The sequence below is a fragment of the Marinobacter santoriniensis NKSG1 genome (assembly GCF_000347775.1).
Lineage (GTDB): Bacteria > Pseudomonadota > Gammaproteobacteria > Pseudomonadales > Oleiphilaceae > Marinobacter > Marinobacter santoriniensis.
This window is the reverse complement of record NZ_APAT01000015.1, coordinates 690,536-712,427: the sequence shown is the minus strand read 5'-3', so window position 1 is coordinate 712,427 and position 21,892 is coordinate 690,536. Positions and strand designations below refer to the sequence as shown.

General features: G+C 57.6%; 24 protein-coding genes. 15 read left to right on the top strand and 9 right to left on the bottom strand.

Annotated elements, in window-relative coordinates; genetic code table 11:
• Positions 1-27 precede the first annotated feature (27 nt).
• From ptsN to MSNKSG1_RS09005, 8 genes are all read right to left on the bottom strand, one after another.
• A complete protein-coding gene (gene ptsN / locus MSNKSG1_RS09040; protein ID WP_008938948.1) occupies positions 28-498 on the bottom strand; it encodes a PTS IIA-like nitrogen regulatory protein PtsN in 471 nt (156 codons plus the stop codon).
• An 84-nt stretch (positions 499-582) separates the two neighbouring features.
• Positions 583-891, bottom strand: coding sequence for a ribosome hibernation promoting factor (hpf, locus tag MSNKSG1_RS09035; RefSeq protein ID WP_008938947.1), 309 nt, complete (start codon positions 889-891; stop codon positions 583-585).
• A 17-nt stretch (positions 892-908) separates the two neighbouring features.
• Entirely contained in the window at positions 909-2,429 is a 1,521-nt protein-coding gene (locus MSNKSG1_RS09030; RefSeq protein WP_008938946.1) for an RNA polymerase factor sigma-54, read from the bottom strand.
• 149 nt (positions 2,430-2,578) lie between these two features.
• Positions 2,579-3,304 carry an LPS export ABC transporter ATP-binding protein gene (lptB, locus tag MSNKSG1_RS09025; protein WP_008938945.1) on the bottom strand — a complete coding sequence of 242 codons (726 nt, stop codon included), beginning with the start codon at positions 3,302-3,304 and terminating at the stop codon, positions 2,579-2,581.
• Positions 3,282-3,833, bottom strand: a complete 552-nt coding sequence (gene lptA, locus MSNKSG1_RS09020; protein ID WP_008938944.1) for a lipopolysaccharide transport periplasmic protein LptA — start codon at positions 3,831-3,833, stop codon at positions 3,282-3,284. Before lptA ends, lptB begins: the two co-directional genes overlap by 23 nt.
• Positions 3,817-4,422, bottom strand: coding sequence for an LPS export ABC transporter periplasmic protein LptC (lptC, locus tag MSNKSG1_RS09015; RefSeq protein WP_008938943.1), 606 nt, complete (start codon positions 4,420-4,422; stop codon positions 3,817-3,819). Before lptC ends, lptA begins: the two co-directional genes overlap by 17 nt.
• Positions 4,419-4,985, bottom strand: coding sequence for a KdsC family phosphatase (locus tag MSNKSG1_RS09010; protein ID WP_008938942.1), 567 nt, complete (start codon positions 4,983-4,985; stop codon positions 4,419-4,421). The genes lptC and MSNKSG1_RS09010 overlap by 4 nt, the downstream gene beginning before the upstream one ends.
• Positions 4,985-5,965, bottom strand: a complete 981-nt coding sequence (locus MSNKSG1_RS09005) for a KpsF/GutQ family sugar-phosphate isomerase (protein WP_008938941.1) — start codon at positions 5,963-5,965, stop codon at positions 4,985-4,987. Before MSNKSG1_RS09005 ends, MSNKSG1_RS09010 begins: the two co-directional genes overlap by 1 nt.
• Positions 5,966-6,166: 201 nt before the next feature.
• Between MSNKSG1_RS09005 and MSNKSG1_RS09000 the strand changes: the two genes are divergently transcribed.
• From MSNKSG1_RS09000 to MSNKSG1_RS08950, 11 genes are all read left to right on the top strand, one after another.
• Positions 6,167-6,976, top strand: coding sequence for an ABC transporter ATP-binding protein (locus MSNKSG1_RS09000; RefSeq protein ID WP_008938940.1), 810 nt, complete (start codon positions 6,167-6,169; stop codon positions 6,974-6,976).
• Entirely contained in the window at positions 6,976-7,758 is a 783-nt protein-coding gene (gene mlaE / locus MSNKSG1_RS08995) for a lipid asymmetry maintenance ABC transporter permease subunit MlaE (RefSeq protein ID WP_008938939.1), read from the top strand. The genes MSNKSG1_RS09000 and mlaE overlap by 1 nt, the downstream gene beginning before the upstream one ends.
• Before the next feature lie 22 nt (positions 7,759-7,780).
• Complete coding sequence (gene mlaD, locus MSNKSG1_RS08990) at positions 7,781-8,230, top strand: outer membrane lipid asymmetry maintenance protein MlaD (protein WP_008938938.1); 450 nt, start codon at positions 7,781-7,783, stop codon at positions 8,228-8,230.
• Between the two features lie 38 nt (positions 8,231-8,268).
• On the top strand, positions 8,269-8,925 hold the full coding sequence (locus tag MSNKSG1_RS08985; protein WP_008938937.1) for an MlaC/ttg2D family ABC transporter substrate-binding protein: 657 nt from the start codon (positions 8,269-8,271) through the stop codon (positions 8,923-8,925).
• Entirely contained in the window at positions 8,922-9,230 is a 309-nt protein-coding gene (locus MSNKSG1_RS08980) for an STAS domain-containing protein (protein ID WP_008938936.1), read from the top strand. The genes MSNKSG1_RS08985 and MSNKSG1_RS08980 overlap by 4 nt, the downstream gene beginning before the upstream one ends.
• Before the next feature lie 48 nt (positions 9,231-9,278).
• Positions 9,279-9,521, top strand: a complete 243-nt coding sequence (locus MSNKSG1_RS08975; protein ID WP_008938935.1) for a BolA/IbaG family iron-sulfur metabolism protein — start codon at positions 9,279-9,281, stop codon at positions 9,519-9,521.
• 28 nt (positions 9,522-9,549) lie between these two features.
• Positions 9,550-10,812, top strand: a complete 1,263-nt coding sequence (murA, locus tag MSNKSG1_RS08970) for a UDP-N-acetylglucosamine 1-carboxyvinyltransferase (protein WP_008938934.1) — start codon at positions 9,550-9,552, stop codon at positions 10,810-10,812.
• A 29-nt stretch (positions 10,813-10,841) separates the two neighbouring features.
• Positions 10,842-11,489: an ATP phosphoribosyltransferase gene (hisG, locus tag MSNKSG1_RS08965; RefSeq protein ID WP_008938933.1), complete on the top strand. Its 648-nt coding sequence runs from the start codon at positions 10,842-10,844 to the stop codon at positions 11,487-11,489.
• A 203-nt stretch (positions 11,490-11,692) separates the two neighbouring features.
• Positions 11,693-13,009: a histidinol dehydrogenase gene (gene hisD / locus MSNKSG1_RS08960; protein ID WP_008938932.1), complete on the top strand. Its 1,317-nt coding sequence runs from the start codon at positions 11,693-11,695 to the stop codon at positions 13,007-13,009.
• On the top strand, positions 13,006-14,058 hold the full coding sequence (hisC, locus tag MSNKSG1_RS08955; protein ID WP_008938931.1) for a histidinol-phosphate transaminase: 1,053 nt from the start codon (positions 13,006-13,008) through the stop codon (positions 14,056-14,058). Before hisD ends, hisC begins: the two co-directional genes overlap by 4 nt.
• 165 nt (positions 14,059-14,223) lie before the next feature.
• The gene (locus MSNKSG1_RS08950) at positions 14,224-14,967 is read left to right on the top strand and encodes a Nif3-like dinuclear metal center hexameric protein (RefSeq protein ID WP_008938930.1); all 744 of its coding nucleotides are present in this window, start codon (positions 14,224-14,226) and stop codon (positions 14,965-14,967) included.
• Between the two features lie 181 nt (positions 14,968-15,148).
• Here the strand turns inward: MSNKSG1_RS08950 and MSNKSG1_RS08945 are convergent, their stop codons facing one another.
• The gene (locus MSNKSG1_RS08945) at positions 15,149-15,592 is read right to left on the bottom strand and encodes a YhcB family protein (RefSeq protein WP_008938929.1); all 444 of its coding nucleotides are present in this window, start codon (positions 15,590-15,592) and stop codon (positions 15,149-15,151) included.
• A gap of 231 nt (positions 15,593-15,823) precedes the next feature.
• Between MSNKSG1_RS08945 and zapE the strand changes: the two genes are divergently transcribed.
• From zapE to MSNKSG1_RS08925, 4 genes are all read left to right on the top strand, one after another.
• Positions 15,824-16,921, top strand: coding sequence for a cell division protein ZapE (gene zapE / locus MSNKSG1_RS08940; protein ID WP_227498004.1), 1,098 nt, complete (start codon positions 15,824-15,826; stop codon positions 16,919-16,921).
• Positions 16,922-16,989: 68 nt separating this feature from the next.
• Positions 16,990-18,174: a thiolase family protein gene (locus MSNKSG1_RS08935; RefSeq protein ID WP_008938927.1), complete on the top strand. Its 1,185-nt coding sequence runs from the start codon at positions 16,990-16,992 to the stop codon at positions 18,172-18,174.
• A 307-nt stretch (positions 18,175-18,481) separates the two neighbouring features.
• Positions 18,482-20,335: a DUF1302 domain-containing protein gene (locus MSNKSG1_RS08930; RefSeq protein ID WP_008938926.1), complete on the top strand. Its 1,854-nt coding sequence runs from the start codon at positions 18,482-18,484 to the stop codon at positions 20,333-20,335.
• A 33-nt stretch (positions 20,336-20,368) separates the two neighbouring features.
• A complete protein-coding gene (locus tag MSNKSG1_RS08925) occupies positions 20,369-21,730 on the top strand; it encodes a DUF1329 domain-containing protein (RefSeq protein ID WP_008938925.1) in 1,362 nt (453 codons plus the stop codon).
• The last annotated feature ends 162 nt before the right edge of the window (positions 21,731-21,892 follow it).

The following is a 21,892-nucleotide window of genomic DNA, read 5'->3' as shown; positions in this document are numbered from 1 at the left end:
GTCCCGTTGTCTCCTGTCCGGTGGATGTCAGCCGCTTGCGGCTGTCATGCGCTCATACAGTGTCCTGGCGTCTTCGCATTCGCGAAGCGCATTGCAAAATGAACGTTCGTTGAATTTCTCAGCCAGCTGGCTCAGCAGTTCGAGGTGTTCGCTGGTCGCTTCCTTGGGAACGATCAGGGCGAAGACCAGGTCGACTGGCTGGTTGTCAATGGCATCGAACTCGACGCTTTCTTCCAGCGTCAGCAAGACCCCGATGACCCGATCCAGACCCTCAAGTCTGCAGTGAGGGATTGCGATGCCCTGGCCTATGCCGGTACTTCCCAGCCGTTCTCTGGCAATCAGATTGTTGAATATCTGGACATCGTTCAGGGATTCGTCCTGCTCGTGGATCTGTTCAGCGATGAACTCCAGAACCCGCTTCTTGCTGGAGGCCGGCACCCGGCAAAGGGTCAGCTCAGGCGCAAGGATGGTGTCTATGGTCAGGGATGTGTCGCTCATGGATCGACTGCGTTTCCGTAAAAAAAAGGCTGCGGCACCTCAAGTGCCGCAGCGCTGTGGCATGACAGGCATGGGAACCGCCAGTTAGCGTTGGCCGTTTCCGTGCATCCGGTCTACGTTCTTCTCTTTGTGCTTGAGTATCTGGCGATCGAGCTTGTCTATCAGGCCATCAATAGCAGCGTACATATCGCTGTCTTCCGCCTTTGCGTGAATATCACCGCCAACTACGTGCAACGTTCCCTCGGCAATCTGACGCACCTTGTCGACCTCGAGGGTCACCTGACAGTTGGAAATGTGGTCAAAGTGACGCTCGAGCTTGTTGAATTTCTCGGTGACATAGTCCTTGAGGGAAGGGGTCAATTCTACGTGATGGCCTGAAATATTGAGTTGCATAGGCGTCTCTCCTGTTTTTACACCAGTCGTTTTCTTTCGTTGGAAGGCGGTATATGCATTGCCTCCCGATACTTGGCCACGGTGCGTCTTGCCACCTTGATGCCCTGTTCTCCTAGCATGGCTGCAATTTTACTGTCACTCAATGGCTTTTTGGGAGTTTCCGCCGCAATCAGTTTCTTGATCATCGCGCGGATCGCCGTTGAGGAGCATTCTCCGCCTTCGTCGGTACTGACGTGGCTGGAGAAGAAATACTTCAATTCGAAGATGCCCCTGGGGGTGTGCATGTATTTCTGGGTCGTTACCCGGGAGATGGTGGACTCGTGCATCTCTACGGCCTGGGCAATATCCGACAGAATGAGCGGTTTCATGGCCTCTTCGCCGTGGTCCAGGAATCCCTGCTGATGTTCAACGATGCGGGTCGCCACTTTCAGGAGGGTTTCGTTCCGGCTCTGGAGGCTCTTGATGAACCACTTTGCTTCCTGCAACTGATCCCTGAGGTAGGTATTGTCGGCGCTGCTGTCGGCCCGGCGGATCAGCGACGCATAGCTGGCATTGACCCGAATGCGCGGGGCAATCTCGGGGTTCAGCTCAACCCGCCAGCGTCCATGGTGTTTGCGGACGATGACGTCGGGAATGACATAATCTGGCTCACCCTGATCGAGCACGTCCCCGGGACGCGGATTGAGGCCCGTAATTAGCGCCAGTACTTCCCGAAGCTGGTCCTCCTTGAGGCGGCTGCGACGCAGCAACTGGGCGTAGTCGCGATTGCCAAGCAGGTTGATGTAGTGGGTAATGACCAGGCGCGCCTGGGGCAGCCAGGGGGTATCGGGGGGAAGCTGGTTCAACTGGATCAGCAGGCATTCCTGCAAGTCCCGGGCGAACACGCCGGGGGGATCGAAATGCTGGAGGCGGTGCAGTACCGCCTCCACTTCGTCGAGCTCCAGCGGATCCTCATCGGTTTCATCCGACAGCCCGGCGTGAATCTCCTCGAGGGAACTGGTCAGATAGCCACGGTCATCCACGGCATCCAGCAGCGCGTGGGCAACAGCCTGGTCACGTTCACTCAGCGGTGTCAGATTGAGTTGCCATTCCAGGTGATCGTGCAGTGTTTCCGCCGCGGAGTTGCGGCTCTCGAAGTCCTGTTCACCGTCCTCATCGGAACGGGAAGCCGGGGCCGGCGCTGATTGGTAGATGTCGTCCCACGCCGTATCTACGGGTAAATCGTCCGGGATATTGTCAGGCGTATCGTTTTCGGTGGACCAGTCCGGCCCGGATTCGCTGACGTCCCAGTCATCCTGTCCTTCCGAAGGCTCTTCGGCAGATGTGTCGCTGGCCGTGGGCTCGGAATCCTGGTTGTCTTCCGAAGATTCAGAATGCTCGTCCTCTTCGGACGTCTCCAGCATGGGGTTGGACTCGAGGGCCTGCTGGATTTCCTGCTGCAGATCCAGGGTGGAAAGTTGTAGAAGCCGGATAGCCTGCTGAAGCTGGGGCGTCATCGTCAGGCTTTGGCCCAGCTTTAGCTGTAAGGATGCTTTCATCACCATGATTCAGGATCCGTCACGCATTGGCGCTCTACATCATTGGAATTTATAAAAAAATGCTATGTTTGCCCGCTACTTGGGCGGGTAAGCAAGTTCTTTGCCGAGTTTACTTGTTACGTGCCGGCAAGACAATCAGCCAATGGTTGTCAGAGCCGGAATTCGTTACCGAGATACACTTCTTTTACCTGCCGGTTGGCGAGGATGTCTTCAGCGCTGCCCGACGCGATGATATGACCGCCGGAGACAATGTAGGCATTTTCGCAGATGTCCAGGGTTTCCCGCACGTTGTGATCTGTGATCAGGACGCCGATGCCTTTGTCCCGCAGGTGCCGGATAATATGTTTGATGTCGCTTACAGAAATCGGGTCAACCCCGGCGAAAGGCTCATCCAGCAGGATAAAGGCGGGTTCCATGGCCAGTGCCCGGGCAATCTCCACCCGCCGCCGTTCGCCGCCGGACAGCGCCATGCCCAAACTGTCACGGATATGGGTAATGTGGAATTCCGTGAGTAGTTCCTCAAGGCGCGCCTCGCGGTCGGCGCGGTTCAGGCCCTTCCGGGTTTCCAGGATGGCCATGATGTTGTCCCGCACGCTCAGTTTGCGGAACACCGAGGCTTCCTGGGGCAGGTATCCGATGCCTTTGCGGGCCCGCCCGTGCATCGGAAGCGGCGTGATGTCCTTGCTGTCGATGGTAATGCGGCCGTTGTCGGCGGGTACCAGTCCGACGATCATGTAAAAGCAGGTGGTTTTCCCGGCACCATTGGGCCCGAGGAGACCAACGATTTCTCCGCTCTGTATTTCGAGGGAGACGTCGATCACCACTTTTTTCTGCTTGTAGCTTTTTGCCAGGTTACTGGCTCTGAGAACTGCCATCGGATCCCTTTCTGGTAGTGCGGGGCTGAATGACCATTTCGACTCGGCCACTGCCGGATCCTGTATCCGGAGAGCCCTGGGCGGTAACCAGCCGTTGAACGGTATCGTAATGAATCAGGTCACCCCGGAAAACGTTGCCGTTCTGCTTGATGACGGCATTTTTTTCAAAGGTGAGTTGTTTGTCCTGTGCCGACCAGGTGATGTTGGTCGCCCGCGCATCGGTTTCACCGTTGCCGTCACGGGTTGGCTGGCGGTAGTGGGCCGGGTTACCGGTCGCTTCAATGCGGTTGAGGCCATCGCCATTGCGGAACAACACGACACGATCGGCATCGAGGCGGGTTTCGCCCTGGGTCAGGATGACATCGCCGGTGTAGGTTGCAACGCCTTGATTGTCGTCCAATCGGGCGTGATCGGCGTTCACTTTAATGGGAACGTCCGAATCCAGGTCAAATGCCCTTGCAGGGAGTGGCAGAAGCGATGACAAGATTGCGATCGCCACCAGGGGAATCGGATTATCGAGCAGTTTCATAGCGTCCTTCCACTTGGGAGTTGAGCTCCAGGATGCGGTCGTTGATCCAGGCTTTCATACCCTTGGAACGGGTCACGCCGACATTGTCAGTGATGGTCACTGGCGCGTCGGTATAGATGATGTTCTGGTCATTGTCGAGCGTCAGTTTGGTGGTTTCCAGCGTTGCCGTCCGCTGACCGATCTGGCGGTTAACCTTGACGTTCCCGGTCAGATACAGCAGGTTTGAATCCTGCAACAGACTGCCATGCTCCGCTTTTACCTTCCAGGGCAGGGTGTCCGGGTCTCCAAAAAGCTCCGCTTCCGGTGCTTCGATGGTGGTCAGGTTGCCCTCTTCGAACTGCTCGATCCGCGGGCTGGAAAAGCGGACATCGAGGTTTCCATCCTGGTCGTATTCGGTGTATCGGCCGTCGACAACAAAGCCGTCCGGTTCTGCCGGGCCTCTCAGTTCGGCGTTGGTCGTGTCCGTCACCGGCTGATCGCCGCTGCGCCAGAGTAACAAGGCCGTGGCGGCCAGGATAACGGCCAGGGCAAAAGTTCGGATCACCGGGCGCTCCGAGAACTGGAGCAGTGATGCCAGTGGCCGGATCATTCGCCGGCCTCCAGGTAGCGTGCGAGGGCCGCTTCAAGTTTGTTCTGTGCGGCCAGGATCAGATCGCAGGCTTCCCTGACGGCCCCACTGCCTCCGGCGGCTCTGGTGCAATAATCGGCATGCTGTTGAACGAGCCAGTAACCATTGGGGACTGTAATGCCGAGCCCGGCGAAACGAAGTGCGGGCAGGTCGGGCAGGTCATCGCCCATGTAGGCGATCTCGTCGGGCTGGATGTTCATGTCCCGAACCAGTTCGTCCAGTGCCTGCTTTTTATCTTCCCGGCCCTGCATCAAATGGGGGATGCCGAGGTCGGTCATGCGCTTCTCGGTCAGGGGAGAGCGGCGTCCGGTAATCACCGCAACCGTTATGCCCGCGGCCATAAGCTGTTTCAGGCCCAGCCCGTCCAGGATGTTGAAGCCCTTTGTTTCATCGCCGGTGGCGCTGAAGTAGAGCTTGCCATCACTCATGATACCGTCGACGTCCAGCGCAATCAGCCGGATTCGGGCGGCCTTGTCGATCAGCTCTTCTGGCCAGTCGGAGCTGAGGGGCGGTTGGACATTCATCAGATCACTCCAGCGCGAAGCAGGTCGTGCATGTTGATGGCTCCGACCAGTTCGCCGTTGTCACCGGTGACCGGTAACGCATTGATTTTCATGTCTTCCATGATGTTAAGCGCCTCGGCCGCCAGCTGATCTGCAGCGATGGTCTTGCCGTTCCGCGTCATCACCTGTTCGATGGCTGTGTTGTGGATGTCAACGGACTTGTCTAGGGTCCGGCGCAGGTCGCCGTCAGTGAACACGCCGGTGAGTCGACCCTTGGCGTCCACCACGGTGGTCATGCCCAGGCCTTTTCTGGAAATCTCAAGCAGGGCACCACTCAGGGTGGTTCCTTCGCTCACCATCGGAATCCGGTCGCCCGTGTGCATGATGTCTGAAACCCGCAACAGCAGACGTCGGCCCAGGGTGCCGCCGGGGTGGGAAAAGGCAAAATCCTCGGCGCTGAAGCCCCGGGCTTCAAGCAATGCAACGGCGAGAGCATCCCCCATCACCAGGGTGGCCGTGGTGCTGGAGGTGGGGGCCAGTCCGAGGGGGCAGGCTTCTGCTTCGACGCTCACATCCAGGTTGGCGACGGCTTCCCGTGACAATACGGAATCACGATTGCCGGTCATACTGATCAGGGGGGCGCCCATGCGCTTGATCAACGGCAGGATAGTGACGACTTCGCTGGTGTTGCCGCTGTTCGATATGGCGATGACCACATCCTGGCCGGTTATCATGCCAAGGTCCCCGTGACTGGCTTCGCCGGGGTGCACAAAGAAGGCCGGCGTACCGGTACTGGCAAGGGTTGCCGCTATCTTGTTGCCGATGTGGCCCGACTTGCCCATGCCGGTTACCACCACTCGCCCCTTGCACTGCATGATAACCTCGCAGGCTCGGATGAACGATTCGTCGATCCGGGATTCCAGGGCTTCGATCGCTTTCGTTTCAATGCGGATGGCTCGAAGGGCGGACGTTCGAAAATCCTGGTCTGTGTGTGCTGTCATCGGGCGCTGGCCTGCCTTCTGGTTGGGTGTTCCGTCGGGTCCTTGAAAACTCGGCGGAGTATAACATTTTACGCATCCAGCGCGGCCCTGTTACGTAAAGTTCAGTGAAACCACGTGCGACTATCGGTACATTTTGGGGCCAAGACGTTGAGGTTCCCGCCGCCTTCGAATAATGTACCCGCTCTTTTGTAAGGACTGACTATGGGTTCGAGCGCATATATTTCTCTGGAAAACGTCGTGTTCTCACGGTCCGGCCGACGTATTTTCGATGGTATCTCGCTGGACATTCCTCGCGGCAAGGTTACTGCCATCATGGGGCCGAGCGGCACCGGTAAAACAACGCTTCTCAAGCTGATCGGTGGCCAGCTTCGCCCGGATAGCGGCAGCATCCGCGTGGATGGCCACGAGGTGCCCAGGCTCAAGCGGACTGCCCTGTATGCCCTCCGGCAGAAAATGGGCATGCTGTTTCAGAGCGGAGCACTCTTTACCGATCTGAGCGTGTTCGAGAATGTGGCCTTTCCGATCCGCGTACACACCAATCTGCCCGAAGACATGATCCGGGACATTGTCCTGATGAAACTCGAGGCGGTCGGGCTGCGCGGTGCCCGGGATCTGATGCCTTCTGAGCTGTCAGGTGGTATGACACGTCGCGTGGCCCTGGCGCGGAGCATCGCGCTGGATCCCGAGTTGATTATGTACGATGAGCCGTTTACCGGCCAGGACCCGATCGCCATGGGGGTGCTTGTAAAGCTGATCCGGGATCTGAACAGCTCAATGGGCCTGACCAGCGTTCTGGTGTCTCACGATGTCACGGAATCCCTCAGTATCTGCCATTTCGCCTGCATCATTGCGGATGGCAAGGTGATCGGGCAGGGCACGCCGGAAGAGTTGCGCGCCCATGAGTCCGAGCGGGTCCAGCAATTCCTGCAGGGGCAGCCAGACGGTCCGGTGCCGTTCCACTACCCCGCCGAAGATGCGACAACAGACTTTGGTCTGGGGAGGAAAGCCTGATGCTGGATCGTGTAAGAGCTCTCGGTCAGACGGGCATCAATGTGATCGTCTCCTTTGGGCGCTCGGGGCAGTTCCTGTTCGGGGTCCTTCGTGGGGTTCCGAAGCCGGCCGTCGGATTTCCGCTTCTGGTGCGCCAGATCTACTCGGTGGGCGTACTGTCCCTGGCGATTGTTGTGGTGTCCGGTCTGTTCATCGGCATGGTGCTGGGACTCCAGGGCTATACCATTCTGAGCGACTACGGCTCCGAGTCGGCCATCGGCCAGATGATTGCGCTGACGCTGGTCCGGGAGCTCGGACCGGTGGTGACCGCGTTGTTGTTTGCGGGGCGTGCCGGTTCTGCCCTGACCGCCGAGATTGGATTGATGAAAGCCACCGAGCAGCTCTCGAGCATGGAAATGATGGGTGTTGATCCCCTCCGGCGAGTCATTTCACCACGGCTGTGGGCCGGCTTCTACACCATGCCGGTGCTGGCGCTGATCTTCTCCGTCGTTGGCATCTGGGGCGGTATGCTGGTGGGCGTGGAATGGCTCGGGGTATACGACGGCTCGTTCTGGGGCAACATGCAGTCTTCCGTGGAGTTTGTGGATGATGTGCTCAATGGTGTCATCAAGAGTGTCGTCTTTGGCTTTGTCTGCGCCTGGATTGCGGTTTACCAGGGGTATGACTGTGTCCCTACCTCCGCAGGCATCAGCTCGGCCACCACCAAAACGGTGGTGTATTCATCGCTTGCGGTGCTGGGCCTGGATTTTGTATTGACCGCCGTAATGTTCGGCAACTTCTGATCTGGAATAACGGGAGCCGGAAATGGCACAAAGAACCGTAGAAATCATTGTTGGCCTGTTTATGATTGCGGGCCTGGCGGCCTTGCTGTTCATGGCCTTGCAGGTCAGCGGCCTGTCTCCCAAGGCCGCGGAGAGCACCTACACGCTGTATGCGAATTTCAACGACACCGGAGGCCTTACCCCTCGGGGACGGATTTCGATGGCGGGGGTCACCATAGGAACCATCGACTCCATCACCCTGGACAAAAAGACCTTCCAGGCGCGAGTGAAGATGGCCATCCATTCGGATGTCGACAACATACCTGCCGACAGCGCAGCAGTTATACGTACATCCGGGCTGCTCGGTGAGCAGTACATTGATGTATCAGTGGGCGGCGATATGGACTCCCTGAAGCCGGGAGACACCTTCTATTCCACCCAGTCGGCGATGAATCTCGAGCGGTTGATCAGCAACTTCGCCTCGGGGCGCTGAGCCACCGGTACGATACAGGATACTTGCAGGAGAACCTGATGCTTACCCTGACAAAACGCATGGTACTGTTCATCGCTATGATGGCCTTCTTTGTTGGCCAGGTTCAGGCGGATGAGGCCGAAGACCTCCGGAATTACGTTGACTCCAATACCCAGCGCCTCGTCAAGAAGCTGAACGAGGAGAGAGGGTTGTATGAAAAGGATCCGGAAGCTTTCTACAAGAGCATGGATGAGGCCCTGAGTGATTTTGTCGATTTCCGCCGTATTGCGGCCCGGGTAATGGGGCGTTATGCGCGGCAGACTACACCGGAACAGCGGAACGAGTTTGTTGAAAAATTCAAGCGAAGCCTGTTCGACAGTTACGCCCAGGCACTGGTCAGTGCCGAAAATTTTGAGATTGTCGTGCAGGAGGCCACCATTCTTCCACAGAACGATAATCGTGCGTCAGTCCAGATGGAGGTTATCAGCGCCTCCGGCAATCGTTACCCGGTCACCTATTCCATGTATCGGAAGGAGGCCGGTGGTCAGTGGATGATGGAAAACGTAATTGTCGAGGGCGTGAACATCGGTCTTGCGTTCCGTGATCGTTTCAGCCAGGAAATGGAGCAGAACCATGGCCAGGTGCAGGCGGTTATTGACAGCTGGAGCGATGCGGTCGACTCCCTGAATCTCGATAAGGAAGTGAACAAGTCATGACAGCGACCGGGGCAAAGGCGGAGCTTACAGACGGTGTTCTTGAAATTACCGGAACCGTAGACCTGTCCTCGGTCGTAGAGCTCCGGTACCGGGGCGAGCGGCGGATCCGGGAGTCAGGCAAAGACCTGATTGTCGACCTGTCCGGGCTCGGAACCGCTCACAGTGCGGTACTTTCCATGCTTCTGTGCTGGCAGCGCCTGGCAGCCAACCTGGGGGTGGCTCTTTCTTTCCGGGGCATGAACGATCGACTGGCCTCGCTCGCGGCGCTCAGTAATCTGGACAGTCAGCTGACCCGCGCCCACTAATTGGTTACAATCTCGCCCCTCAATTTTTAAAACACCCGAGGATGCTTTATGGACGCCGCCGAAGTCACTGAACTGGTCAAAGAGGCCTTGCCCGGTTGCGAGGTTCAGGTGCAGGTTGACGGAACCCATTATCTGGTTGTCGTCGTCGGTGAGGTATTCGAAGGCTTGCCGACCATTAAGCGGCAGCAAATGATCAACAAGGCGCTGTTCCAGCACATAATGGATGGCACCATTCACGCTCTGCATCCGCGAGCCTATACTCCGGCAGAATGGGCCGAGCGCCAGGGCTGACGCGCCCGCAAGACACAGGACTTCTATTGTGGACAAACTCCTGATTCGGGGGCGCAAACCCCTCGATGGTGAAATTCGTATCTCCGGTGCCAAAAACGCCGCCCTGCCGATCCTCGCCGCCACCCTGCTGGCGGACGAGCCGGTGACCGTGGGCAATCTGCCGCACCTGCATGACATCACAACCATGATCGAGCTGCTTGGTCGTATGGGTGTGGAGTTGATGATTGATGAAAAGATGAGCGTGGAGATTCACGCCAACACCATCAAGCATTTCCATGCGCCCTACGAGCTGGTGAAGACCATGCGGGCATCCATCCTGGTTCTGGGGCCACTGGTCGCCCACTTCGGTGAAGCCGAGGTTTCGTTGCCAGGCGGTTGTGCCATTGGTAGCCGGCCGGTCAATCTCCATATCCACGGATTGGAGATGATGGGGGCGGATGTGCGGGTCGAGAATGGTTACATCAAGGCCAAAACCAACGGTCGACTGAAAGGGGCCCATATCTTCCTCGATACCGTCACCGTGACCGGCACCGAGAACCTGATGATGGCCGCGGCGCTGGCGGATGGAAAAACCATCCTCGAAAATGCCGCCCGCGAGCCGGAAGTCGTGGACCTGGCAGAGTGCCTGATTGCCATGGGCGCTGATATCAAAGGTCACGGTACGGCAACCATCGAAATCAACGGCGTAGAACGCTTGCATGGGTGTCATTACGACGTACTGCCTGACCGCATCGAGACCGGAACCTACCTTGTGGCCGCAGCAGCGACCGGGGGGCGGGTCAAGCTCAAGGATACCCGGGAGGATCTGCTCGAGGCAGTCCTGCTGAAGCTCGAAGAGGCAGGAGCACACATTACGACCGGCGACACCTGGATCGAGCTGGACATGAAAGGCAATCGACCGAAAGCGGTCAGCTTGCGGACAGCGCCTTATCCGGCGTTTCCAACCGATATGCAAGCCCAGTTCGCTGCCATGAATGCGGTGGCGGAAGGTTCTGGCACGATCGTTGAGACGGTATTCGAAAACCGGTTCATGCATCTCCAGGAGCTGGGGCGCATGGGGGCCGATATCACCCTCGAAGGCAATGCCGCCATCATCAAGGGTGTGGATCACCTGACCGGTGCACCGGTAATGGCCACAGATCTGCGCGCCTCGGCTAGCCTTGTGATCGCCGGTCTCGTCGCCGACGGAGATACGATTGTTGACCGCATCTATCACATCGACCGCGGTTACGAGTGCATTGAAGAGAAATTGCAGTTGCTGGGCGCCAGTATCCGGCGATTGCCAGCGTGACAGACACAGACGGGAAACCGGAAGGACGCATGACAGATTCCATCACCATCGCCTTGTCGAAGGGACGAATCCTCGATGAAACCCTGCCGTTGCTGGCCGAAGCTGGCATCGAGCTGGTCGACGATGTGAAAAAATCCCGCAAGCTGGTGTTTCCGACCACCGATCCGGATGTGCGCGTGCTGATCATCCGGGCCACCGATGTTCCTACCTACGTGCAGTACGGCGGGGCAGATCTGGGCGTGACCGGCAAGGATGTCCTGATGGAGCATGGGGCCGAGGGGTTGTATGAGCCTCTGGATCTGAATATCTCCCGTTGCCGCCTGATGACTGCCGGCCCCAAGGGGCAAACCCCGCCCAATGGGCGAATCAAGGTGGCCACCAAGTTCGTCAATCTGGCTCGAAGGTACTATTCCTCGCAGGGGCGTCAGGCCGATATCATCAAGCTCTACGGGGCGATGGAGCTGGCGCCGATCCTTGGGCTGGCCGACGAGATCGTGGACATTGTGGACACTGGCAATACGCTCAAGGCGAACGGGCTTGAGGCACGGGATCTGATTGAGCATATCAGCAGCCGGCTTGTGGTGAATCGCGCGTCCATGAAGATGAAACATGGGCGGATTAACCCCATAATCGAGAAGATGTCTGCGGCGGTCGAAAAACGTCGCGTTGCCGAATAAAACTCCGGGGCCAACTGGCCTCGGGGGTGGAGCCGTTCGGGGCGAACTTTCCAAAACCCGCTCGGGCACGTCCATGTGACGCTTGAGCTCCGCCATCCATGGCTCCGCACAGTTTTGGAAAGCCCGCCCCAAACGGCTCTGCAAACCCTTTAAGGCCATCATTAAAGACCGAAGTAATGTTCTCCTGAAGCAGGAAATGCGAAATGACCGACCTGACCATCAAACGATTGAACGCCTCCCAGAGTGACTTTGACGCTGCACTGGCCAAGCTGCTGGCCTGGGACGACAGCGTGGATCATCAGGTGAATGAGTCGGTTCGTCACATCCTGCACGAGGTGAAAACCCGGGGTGACCAGGCCGTCCTGGAGTTTACCGAGAAGTTTGATCGGTTGTCGGTCGGTTCTGTGGCTGAGCTGGAGATGGATAACGCGCGGCTGCAGCAGTCCCTCAAGGCCATTCCCGAGGATCAGCGCGTGGCGCTGGAGCAGGCGGCCGAGAGGGTTCGGGATTACCACGAACGTCAGAACCAGAAGTCCTGGCAGTACGAGGATGCCGACGGAACAGTGCTCGGCCAGAAGGTGACGCCGTTGGATCGGGCAGGGTTGTATGTGCCCGGTGGCAAGGCAGCGTATCCCTCGTCTGTTTTGATGAATGCCATACCGGCGAAAGTGGCAGGCGTTGGTGAAGTCATCATGGTGGTTCCCACTCCGGACGGGGTGGTGAACGATATGGTGCTGGCGGCGGCGGCGATTGCCGGTGTGGATCGAGTGTTCACCATCGGTGGAGCCCAGGCGGTCGGGGCATTGGCTTACGGCACCGACACCATTCCGTCCGTCGATAAGATCGTTGGGCCAGGCAATATTTTTGTGGCCACCGCCAAGCGGGAAGTGTTTGGTGTGGTCGGTATCGACATGATTGCCGGTCCGTCCGAGATCCTCGTGATTTCCGATGGCAAGACCGATCCCGACTGGATTGCCATGGATCTGTTTTCCCAGGCAGAGCACGATGAGCAGGCCCAGAGCATTCTGATCAGTCCGGATGGTGCCTTTCTGGATGCGGTGGAAGCGAGCATCAACAAATTGCTGCCGACCATGGAGCGGGCGGACATCATTCGCACCTCCATGGCCGATCGAGCTGCGCTTATCCAGGTTGCGGATCTGAAAGAAGCGGCTGAAGTCTCGAATCGCGTCGCCCCCGAGCACCTGGAACTGTCAGTGGAAGACCCTGAGGCGATGTTGGAAGACATACGGCACGCCGGTGCCATCTTCATGGGTCGTTACACGGCCGAAGCCCTTGGCGATTACTGCGCTGGTCCCAACCACGTGCTGCCGACCAGTGGCACGGCCCGGTTCTCTTCACCGTTGGGGGTCTACGACTTCCAGAAGCGGTCGTCGATCATCGGTTTCAGCGCTTCGGGCGCTGACCGGATGGGCCGGGTAGCCTCGGTTCTGGCGCGCGGGGAGGGTTTGACTGCGCACGCCCGTTCCGCCGAATACCGGATCAAGGGTGGTGCGTCATGAGCAGATTCTGGAGTCCGCTGGTCAACGATCTGGTTCCCTATGTTCCGGGCGAGCAGCCCAAAATGGCGAACCTGGTCAAGCTTAATACCAATGAAAACCCGTTTGGTCCCTCACCAAAAGTGATCGAAGCGATCAAAGCCGAGCTGAACGATGGGCTTCGCCTGTACCCGGATCCCGAGGGCGAGGCTCTCCGCGAGACCATCGCCAGGTATCACGGCGTTGTCCCGGAGCAGGTGTTTCTGGGAAATGGCTCGGACGAAGTGCTGGCCCACATTTTCTATGGCCTGTTCCAGCATGGTGAGCCCATCCTGTTTCCGGACGTGACCTACAGTTTCTATCCGGTTTACTGTGGCCTCTACAAGATCGAGGGCAAGCCGGTCCCGCTCACGGACAGCTTTGAAATCGATCCGGAGGACTACCGTCAGCCCAATGGTGGGGTAATTTTCCCGAACCCGAATGCACCGACCGGTCGTTATCTGCCGTTGGAGCAGGTCGAATCCATCCTACAGGCCAACCCCGACCGCGTGGTCGTGGTTGACGAAGCCTACGTGGATTTCGGTGGGGAGAGTGCGATCACGCTGGTGGATCAATACCCGAACCTGCTGGTCAGCCAGACGTTGTCCAAGGCCCGCTCATTGGCTGGTCTGCGGGTTGGTTTTGCGGTCGGCCATAGAGATCTGATTGAAGCCCTGAATCGCGTGAAAAACAGCTTCAACAGTTATCCGCTGGACCGACTGGCCCTGGCTGGTGCGAAGGCCGCGTACGAGGACGAAGCCTGGTTCCGTAAATCCTGTGACGGTGTCATTACTGAGCGTGAGCGTGTCACCAAAGCATTGGAGAACATGGGGTTTGAAGTGCTCCCGTCCAAGGCCAACTTTGTCTTTGCCCGACACAAAGAGCAATCTGGCGAGGCGCTGGCAAAAAGTCTGAGGGAACAGGGCATCATTGTCCGGCACTTCAACAAGCCCCGAATCAGCGAGTTCCTGCGAATCACAATCGGAACCGCTGAACAGAACGATGCGTTGATTCGAGGCCTGGCGTCTCTCTAGCCTTATAACCTTGTGGAGATCGCGGGCCGGGCAGACCCTTCCGGGAACCGCTACGAGCACATCCCTGTGCGCTTGTTTCGGGCCATCCTTGGCCCTCTACATTCCCGGAAGGGTCTACCCGTCCCGCTAGTCGAACTCGTGGGGCATAGTCTTTAGGAGTGAATCATGGCGAGCAGAACGACAATTCTTGAGAGAATCAACGAATGGTTGCAGCCTGAGAATTTCCAGGATTACTGCCCGAATGGCCTTCAGGTGGAAGGGAAGGAAGAGGTCAGCACCATCGTCTCCGGTGTAACCGCCTCAAAAGCCCTGATCGAAGCCGCCATCGACGTCAATGCCGATATGATCCTGGTTCACCACGGGTATTTCTGGAAGGGTGAAGACCAGCGAATCCGGGGCATGAAACGTGAGCGCCTGAAACAGCTCCTCGACAACGACATCAATCTCGTCGCCTATCATCTCCCGCTGGACGACCACCCGGATTATGGCAACAACCGGCAGCTGGCGGATGTTCTCGACATCAGAAACCCTCGTCCACTCGGCGGCCTGGTGTGGGAGGGCGAACTGCCCGAGGCCATGAGCCCCCAAAGTTTCGCACTACACCTTGCTCGAAAACTCCATCGCGAGCCCCTCTGGGTTGGCGAAGGTCCGGAGAAAATCCGCAAGATTGGCTGGTGCACCGGTGCGGCTCAAGGTTTTATTGAAACGGCACTCAACGCCGGATTGGATGCGTACATCAGCGGTGAGATTTCCGAGCCGACAACGCACACCGCGCGCGAATGTGGCATTCACTATTTTGCCGCAGGCCATCACGCGACTGAGCGCTATGGCGTGCAGGCGTTGGGGAAGGCGTTGGAAAAAGAGTTCGGAGTGAAGCACCAGTTTATCGATTGCGACAATCCGGTGTAAGGCGACTACGCCCGGAAGTCTGGATAAGCGGGTGGGGCTTTGGCTCCCAAAACTGTGCGGAGCCAGGGATGGCGGAGCTCAAGCGTCACAAGGATGTGCCGCAAGGAGCGGGTTTTGGGAGCCAAAGCCCCACGCGCGCAAACACCAAAACTATCAATCTTACAACAGAAGTAAGTCCAGCTCAGGCCTGAGAAGCCTTTTTCTCCTTATCCAACCCGAAATCCTCGGCAAGTGTGCCCTTGGCCTCTGGATCGGTTTTCGGAGCGTAATCCCGAGGCGGTTCCGCCGGTGCATCTTCCCGGACTTCCTCCAGCCGCTTCTTCGACGTCTCCTGCTGAAGCTCCTCCATCCAGTCCTCGTCGTTACACAGACGATTGGCGCCCCGCGCCATATGCTGGTTGACGTCCCTGTATGCGTCGTTGAACCGACGCAGCAGATGGGCCGACTCCATGAAGTGCTCATTCACCTGCGCCTGATAACGCGTGAATTCACTCCGCAGTTCTTCGATCTGCTGCTCTGCGCGGCGCTGTCGCAGTGTCTGGCCCTGGCCGGACCGGCCCACCAGAATCCCGATAACAATGCCAACAACCAACGCGGCAAGCGCTGCCAGAATCAGGTTCGTCATATGCTGTGTCGTCCTTTTTGCTGGAAATGAGCCAAGCTCCTAGTCGGAGTATAACGCGACGGAGCATCGGGCGCCCACGTTCCGGGGGTGCAACAATCGTCGTATTGCTCTTGTGGCGGTTCCGAATGGCCAAAAAAAGCGAAATGAGCGACAATACCGCGCCCAAATTCACGTTCAACCTCCGGGATCACCTTAATGACAGCATCGATGTCCTCTGAAACCAGCGCGAACCTGACTCCTTGGCAACGGTACCAAAAGGATCTTGAACGCCCGGATTTTCACAGGGACGCGGCGCAGGAAGATGCCGTCAAACGTCTTCAGTCACTGTACGACAAACTCGTGGACGCTGAAAGTGAACGTAACAAGGCGATGGCCAAACTTCGCCGCAAACTGAAGAAGGGCAAGGAAACACCGGTCAAGGGGCTGTATTTCTGGGGCGGCGTCGGCCGGGGAAAAACCTATCTCATGGATACGTTCTATGAGTCGCTGCCATTCGACCGAAAAATGCGGGTGCATTTTCACCGCTTCATGCAGCGGGTTCACAATGAACTGAAATCGCTGAAAGGCGAGAAGAATCCGCTGGACATCGTCTCCAGGAAGTTTGCGGACGAAGCCCGCGTGATCTGTTTCGACGAATTCTTTGTTTCCGATATCGGGGATGCCATGATCCTGGCCACGCTGATGGGCGGGCTGTTCAGTCGCGGCGTCACGCTGGTTTGCACATCGAACATTGTCCCGGATGGTCTCTACAAGGATGGCTTGCAGCGCCAGCGTTTCCTGCCCGCGATTGCCCTCGTGAAGAAGCACACCGATGTCGTCAACGTCGATGGCGGAGTCGATTACCGCCTCCGGACCCTCGAACAGGCGGAGCTTTACCATTTCCCGTTGGACGAGGAAGCGAGTCGGAGTCTCCGACAGAGCTTTGATAATCTGGCGGTTGAAGCCGCCAAACACAGCAAAACCATGGAAATCAACGGCCGGAAGATTCCGGCCCAGGCCCACGCCGACGACGTGGTCTGGTTTGATTTCAAGGATGTCTGTGACGGGCCGAGGAGTCAGAACGACTACATCGAAATCGCCCGCCAGTTCCACGCCATCATTGTCAATAACGTGCCCGTCCTCGGCGGGGACAAGGACGATCAGGCCCGTCGTTTCATCAACATGATCGATGAATTTTACGATCGGAACGTGAAAGTCATCATGTCCGCGGCCGCACCCATCACGGAGCTGTATGCCGGTGGTCGCCTGGGATTCGAGTTCGAGCGCACCGAGTCCCGGCTGCTGGAAATGCAATCCCGGGAATACCTCGAAGCGCCGCACAAACCCTGAAACCAGCGCGCCCGCCTTCCCGGCGTGCGTGGTTGGATGAGAAGAACGAAACAGTCTGGAGAGATTCTATGAGCAACGACAACGTAGTGATTGTCAGTGGCGTCCGTACGCCGATGGGCGGCTTCCAGGGCAGCCTGGCAGGCGTATCCGCGCCAGAGCTGGGCGCGATTTCCATTCAGGAAGCAGTCCGTCGCGCGGGTCTGCAGCCGACGGACATCCAGGAAGTCATCATGGGTAACGTTTTGCCGGCGGGGCTGAAACAGGGCCCGGCCAGGCAGGCCATGCGAAAGGCCGGGCTTCCGGACCATACCGGTGCGACCACCATCAACAAACTCTGTGGCTCCGGCATGAAGGCCGCCATGTTTGCCCATGACCTGATCAAGGCCGGCAGCAACGACATCATGGTCGCCGGTGGCATGGAGAGCATGTCCAACGCGCCCTACCTGTTGCTCAATGCGCGCAAGGGGTATCGGATGGGGCCCGGAGATGCCGCACAGGATCACATGTTCCTGGACGGCCTTGAGGACGCTGAAACCGGACGCTTGATGGGTGCCTTTGCCCAGGATATGGCAGACAAGAAAGGGTACACCCGCGAAGAGATGGACAACTACGCCATCAACTCACTGAAGCGCGCGCAACGGGCGATCAAGGAAGGGCTGTTGAAGGACGAAATCATCCCGGTGACCGTGAAGACCCGGAAAGGCGAAGTCGTTGTTGAGGAAGATGAGCAGCCGCTGACGGCCAATCTGGACAAGATTCCGACACTGCGCCCGGCCTTCAAGAAGGATGGCACGGTTACGGCAGCCAACGCGTCGTCCATTTCCGATGGCGCGTCCGCGCTGGTATTGATGCGTGAGTCCGAAGCCGAGAAGCGGGGCTTGACGCCGCTGGCGCGAATTGTTGGCCACAGCACGCAATCCCAGCATCCGTCTGAGTTCACGTGTGCGCCCGTGGGCGCGATGGAAACGCTGTTCGCGAAGACCGGCTGGTCGAAAGATGATGTAGACCTGTTCGAGATCAATGAAGCCTTCGCCATGGTCGCCATGATGCCGATCAAGGAGCTGGGACTGGATCCGGACAAGGTGAATGTCCATGGCGGGGCTTGCGCCCAGGGCCATCCGGTCGGGTCTACAGGGTCCCGTCTGCTGGTGACCTTGATGTATGCCCTGAAGCACTATGGCAAGAAAAAAGGCGTTGCTGCCCTCTGCATCGGTGGAGGCGAGGCAACCGCAATGGCGATCGAGATGCTCTGATCGCCCCATTATTGGGTGCCAGGCATTTCAAAGAGGGCGGCCGGATGGATCCATCCGGTCGCCCTCTTGCGTTCGGAAGCTACCGAATCTGGTTGCCGATCCATTTGTTGTCTATAGTGATTTTCAGTGCGAGAAAACCGGGCGGCTGTCGGGGATGAAAAGCAAAATCATACTTTTGACTGATCAAAGCCTCCGATTCCGTTAGCTATAGTGCCACCATCACGAGCACTGTGCATGAAGCCTCCAATACATCGTGAACACCAATAATCAGAGCAGCGACTCAGAACAACAATGGAGTAGCCTTCCAATGACAAGAAAAACTCAGCAATGGCAGCGTTGGACCAAATTGCCGCTGGCGGCGGCGATCGCGGCCACCGTATCCGGTCAGGCCTCTGCCTACTCTTTCTACATGGGAGATGTGGAAGCCCAGTTCAATACGACGCTGTCTGCGGGTGTGGGTTGGCGCGTTGAGGACAGGGACCGGCGTCTGATTGCCCAAGGTAACCTCGGTCCGGAGTATGCCAATACCACGGTTGGTGCTTCGACGAACAACTATGACGACGGCAACCTTAACTTCGATAAGTGGGATACCTATTCCAAGATTGTGAAGGGTAACAGCGAGCTGTTCCTGGATTATTCCGTGGACAGTGACATGCTCACCCGCGTTGGTGGTCTGTTGCGCGGTCGGTACTGGTATGACTTCGAACTCAAGGATGAAAGCCGGGCCGTGGACTACGTCGGTCAGCAGCGGGAATTGAATGACCAGGCCAAGGACAACGCCTCTGGCGGCGAAATCCTGGATGCCTACGTGTTTTCTGACTGGTACTTCGGAAATGTTCCTGTGAGCCTGCGTTACGGTAAGCAGGTGGTGAGCTGGGGCGAGAGTACCTTCATCCAGGGCGGTATCAACACCATCAACCCCATCGACGTTCCTGCGTTCCGCGCTCCGGGCTCCCAGCTGAAAGACGCGCTTCTGCCGGTCGAGATGTTCTACGGCTCCGCGGGGATTACCCAGAACGTTACGGTCGAGACCTTTGTGCAGACCGACTGGGAGCCGGTGCGTCCGGATGACTGCGGTACCTTCTTCTCCACCAACGACTTTGCTGCCGACGGTTGTGGACCGGTTCTTCTGGCTGGTCAACTCTCTGATTCTCAGGCATATGCTCAAGGATTTATTGCACCCCGATTAGGGGATAAAGAGGCAGATGCGAAGGATCAGTTTGGTGTTGCTTTGCGTTGGTATGTACCAGAGTTAAATGATTCGGAACTTGGCTTCTATTACATCAAATATAATAGCCGCTTGCCCTATGTCAGCGGTACCGTGCGAGACGATAGGGTCGGGGAAACGTTCCCCAGCTATTACATTGAGTATCCGGAGAACATCAATCTCTACGGTATCAGTATCAACACGACAACTCCTGGTGGCTGGTCACTCGGGGCAGAATATAGTTTCCGGGACAATCTGCCGCTTCAGTGGAATGCTTTCGAGCTGATTTACGGTGGTCTGCAGCAGGAAAATGAGGAAACCGGAGAACCCGCGAGCCTGCTTCAGCAACAGCGTGAAGCAGAGAATCCCGGTGTGGATCTGCGTGGAACGGCGGTTGACGGCTACGACCGATTCAAGGTTTCTCAGGCGCAATTCACCCTGATCAAGTTCTTCGATCAAGTGATGGGGGCCAGTCGCTTGTCGTTTATCACGGAATTTGGCGCTACGTACGTCCATGACCTGCCCGGCAAGGACGAGGCGAGATATGGCCGGTCTGGCACCTTTGGTATTGGGGAGCTTCCCGGCGGTGCATGCGACGGATCTGGCGCAAATGGTCAAAAGTTGAACCTGAACGCTTCGTATTGCACCAACGATGGCTTTACCACAGCCTTCTCCTGGGGCTACCGCGCCCGGTTTGTCTGGGATTATCCGAATGCCATCGCGGGTATCAATCTGTCTCCGCAGCTGGCCTGGAGTCACGATGTCCAGGGTTACAGCCCGCAGCCGGGTGGTGCTTTCAACGAAGGCAGCAAGGCGATTGGTCTGTCACTGCAAGCGGTCTACCAGAACAGGATTACCGGCAACATCGGGTACACGAACTTTTTCGGCGGCAAACCGTATAACGAGTTGACCGACCGCGATTTTGTAACTGCGAGCGTGTCCTACTCCTTCTGAACCGGCAAGAATTCGTTCAACGAGGTAACCTAAATGAAATTGAACAAGAAACTACTGACCACGGGTGTTCTGGCTGCCAGTCTGTGTGCCGGCCAGGCCTGGGGTGCGGTTTCTGCGGCAGAAGCGGCGAAACTGGGGGGCACCCTGACGCCGATGGGCGCCGAGAAAGCCGGTAACGGCGGTGCTATCCCGGCCTGGACGGGTGGTCTGACAACACCGCCTGCGGGTTACAAAGGCGATGGCATCTACGTCAACCCGTTCCCGGATGAGAAGCCCAAGTTCGTGATTGATCAGAGCAACGTCGACCAGTACAAAGACAAGCTGTCTCCCGGTCAGGTTGCGATGATCAAGAAGTACGACGATTACTTCATGCCGGTGTATGAGACGCACCGTACGGCTGCCTATCCTGACGACGTCATGAAGCAGACCGTAGAGAACGCCACCAAGACCGAATTGATCAAGGACGGCAATGGTCTGGGCAACTACGAGAGTGCCACGCCGTTCCCCATTCCCAAGAATGGTCTGGAAGTGATCTGGAACCACATCACCCGCTACCGGGGTGGGTCGGTTCAGCGGAATGTGGGACAGGTGACGCCGACGGTTGATGGGGATTACTCCGTTGTCCGGTTCCAGGACGAGCTGACCTGGCGGACCTACCTGACGGATTACAAGCCGGGTGACGATCCCAACGTCCTGTTCTACTTCAAGCAGGCAATCACAGCGCCGGCGCGCCTCGCCGGTAACGTACTGCTGGTCCACGAGACCATTGACCAGGTGGCTGAGCCCCGTCGTGCGTGGATCTACAACGCGGGTCAGCGTCGGGTACGTCGTGCCCCGCAGGTTGCCTATGACGGACCGGGTACCGCTGCCGACGGCATGCGTACCTCGGACAACTTCGACATGTACAACGGCGCGCCCGACAAGTACAACTGGGAACTGGTTGGCAAGCAGGAGATGTACATTCCCTACAACTCCTACAAGCTGATGGATCGCAATCTCAGCTACGACCAGATCATCAAGGCTGGCCATATCAATCAGGAATATACCCGTTACGAGTTGCATCGGGTATGGCATGTGCGTGCGACCCTGAAGAAAGGTGAGCGCCACGTGTACGCCCAGCGTGACTTCTACATCGACGAAGATTCCTGGCAGGCGTCTGTCATCGACCACTATGATGGCCGGGGCGAGCTGTGGCGTGTTGCAGAAGCTCACGCAGTGCAGTTCTACGATCAGGTGGTGCCCTGGTACGCGATCGAAGTCCTCTATGATCGTCTGTCCGGTCGTTATCTGGCGCTGGGTCTGACTAACGAAGAAGCCGATCCCTACGAGTTCGGTATCAAGCGCAGTTCGCGTGATTACACGCCAGCGGCGCTGCGCAGGGCTGGAACGCGGTAAGCGTCACCAGGCCGGCAATAGCGAAGGCGGACCATCTGGTCCGCCTTTTTTTATGCTGAGAGCTCATAATGTTAAAAAAACGGCGCTCAAACAATTTGTTACACGTCAAAGTTTTGCAGGCGTGCCCCCACTTGGTTTAACCTTCCTCTAATACTAAAGGCG

Excerpts from the sequence above, each read along its gene's own strand:
- hisC (WP_008938931.1), top strand. The coding sequence starts at position 13,006 with ATGAGCAGATTCTGGAGTCCGCTGGTCAACGATCTGGTTCCCTATGTT.
- ptsN (WP_008938948.1), bottom strand. The coding sequence starts at position 498 with ATGAGCGACACATCCCTGACCATAGACACCATCCTTGCGCCTGAGCTG.
- hisD (WP_008938932.1), top strand. The coding sequence starts at position 11,693 with ATGACCGACCTGACCATCAAACGATTGAACGCCTCCCAGAGTGACTTT.
- MSNKSG1_RS08985 (WP_008938937.1), top strand. The coding sequence starts at position 8,269 with ATGCTTACCCTGACAAAACGCATGGTACTGTTCATCGCTATGATGGCC.
- MSNKSG1_RS08935 (WP_008938927.1), top strand. The coding sequence starts at position 16,990 with ATGAGCAACGACAACGTAGTGATTGTCAGTGGCGTCCGTACGCCGATG.
- mlaD (WP_008938938.1), top strand. The coding sequence starts at position 7,781 with ATGGCACAAAGAACCGTAGAAATCATTGTTGGCCTGTTTATGATTGCG.
- MSNKSG1_RS09030 (WP_008938946.1), bottom strand. The coding sequence starts at position 2,429 with ATGAAAGCATCCTTACAGCTAAAGCTGGGCCAAAGCCTGACGATGACG.
- MSNKSG1_RS08945 (WP_008938929.1), bottom strand. The coding sequence starts at position 15,592 with ATGACGAACCTGATTCTGGCAGCGCTTGCCGCGTTGGTTGTTGGCATT.
- lptB (WP_008938945.1), bottom strand. The coding sequence starts at position 3,304 with ATGGCAGTTCTCAGAGCCAGTAACCTGGCAAAAAGCTACAAGCAGAAA.
- MSNKSG1_RS09005 (WP_008938941.1), bottom strand. The coding sequence starts at position 5,965 with ATGACAGCACACACAGACCAGGATTTTCGAACGTCCGCCCTTCGAGCC.
- MSNKSG1_RS08975 (WP_008938935.1), top strand. The coding sequence starts at position 9,279 with ATGGACGCCGCCGAAGTCACTGAACTGGTCAAAGAGGCCTTGCCCGGT.
- MSNKSG1_RS08980 (WP_008938936.1), top strand. The coding sequence starts at position 8,922 with ATGACAGCGACCGGGGCAAAGGCGGAGCTTACAGACGGTGTTCTTGAA.
- MSNKSG1_RS08930 (WP_008938926.1), top strand. The coding sequence starts at position 18,482 with ATGACAAGAAAAACTCAGCAATGGCAGCGTTGGACCAAATTGCCGCTG.
- lptA (WP_008938944.1), bottom strand. The coding sequence starts at position 3,833 with ATGAAACTGCTCGATAATCCGATTCCCCTGGTGGCGATCGCAATCTTG.
- lptC (WP_008938943.1), bottom strand. The coding sequence starts at position 4,422 with ATGATCCGGCCACTGGCATCACTGCTCCAGTTCTCGGAGCGCCCGGTG.
- MSNKSG1_RS09000 (WP_008938940.1), top strand. The coding sequence starts at position 6,167 with ATGGGTTCGAGCGCATATATTTCTCTGGAAAACGTCGTGTTCTCACGG.
- mlaE (WP_008938939.1), top strand. The coding sequence starts at position 6,976 with ATGCTGGATCGTGTAAGAGCTCTCGGTCAGACGGGCATCAATGTGATC.
- MSNKSG1_RS09010 (WP_008938942.1), bottom strand. The coding sequence starts at position 4,985 with ATGAATGTCCAACCGCCCCTCAGCTCCGACTGGCCAGAAGAGCTGATC.
- MSNKSG1_RS08925 (WP_008938925.1), top strand. The coding sequence starts at position 20,369 with ATGAAATTGAACAAGAAACTACTGACCACGGGTGTTCTGGCTGCCAGT.
- hisG (WP_008938933.1), top strand. The coding sequence starts at position 10,842 with ATGACAGATTCCATCACCATCGCCTTGTCGAAGGGACGAATCCTCGAT.
- MSNKSG1_RS08950 (WP_008938930.1), top strand. The coding sequence starts at position 14,224 with ATGGCGAGCAGAACGACAATTCTTGAGAGAATCAACGAATGGTTGCAG.
- hpf (WP_008938947.1), bottom strand. The coding sequence starts at position 891 with ATGCAACTCAATATTTCAGGCCATCACGTAGAATTGACCCCTTCCCTC.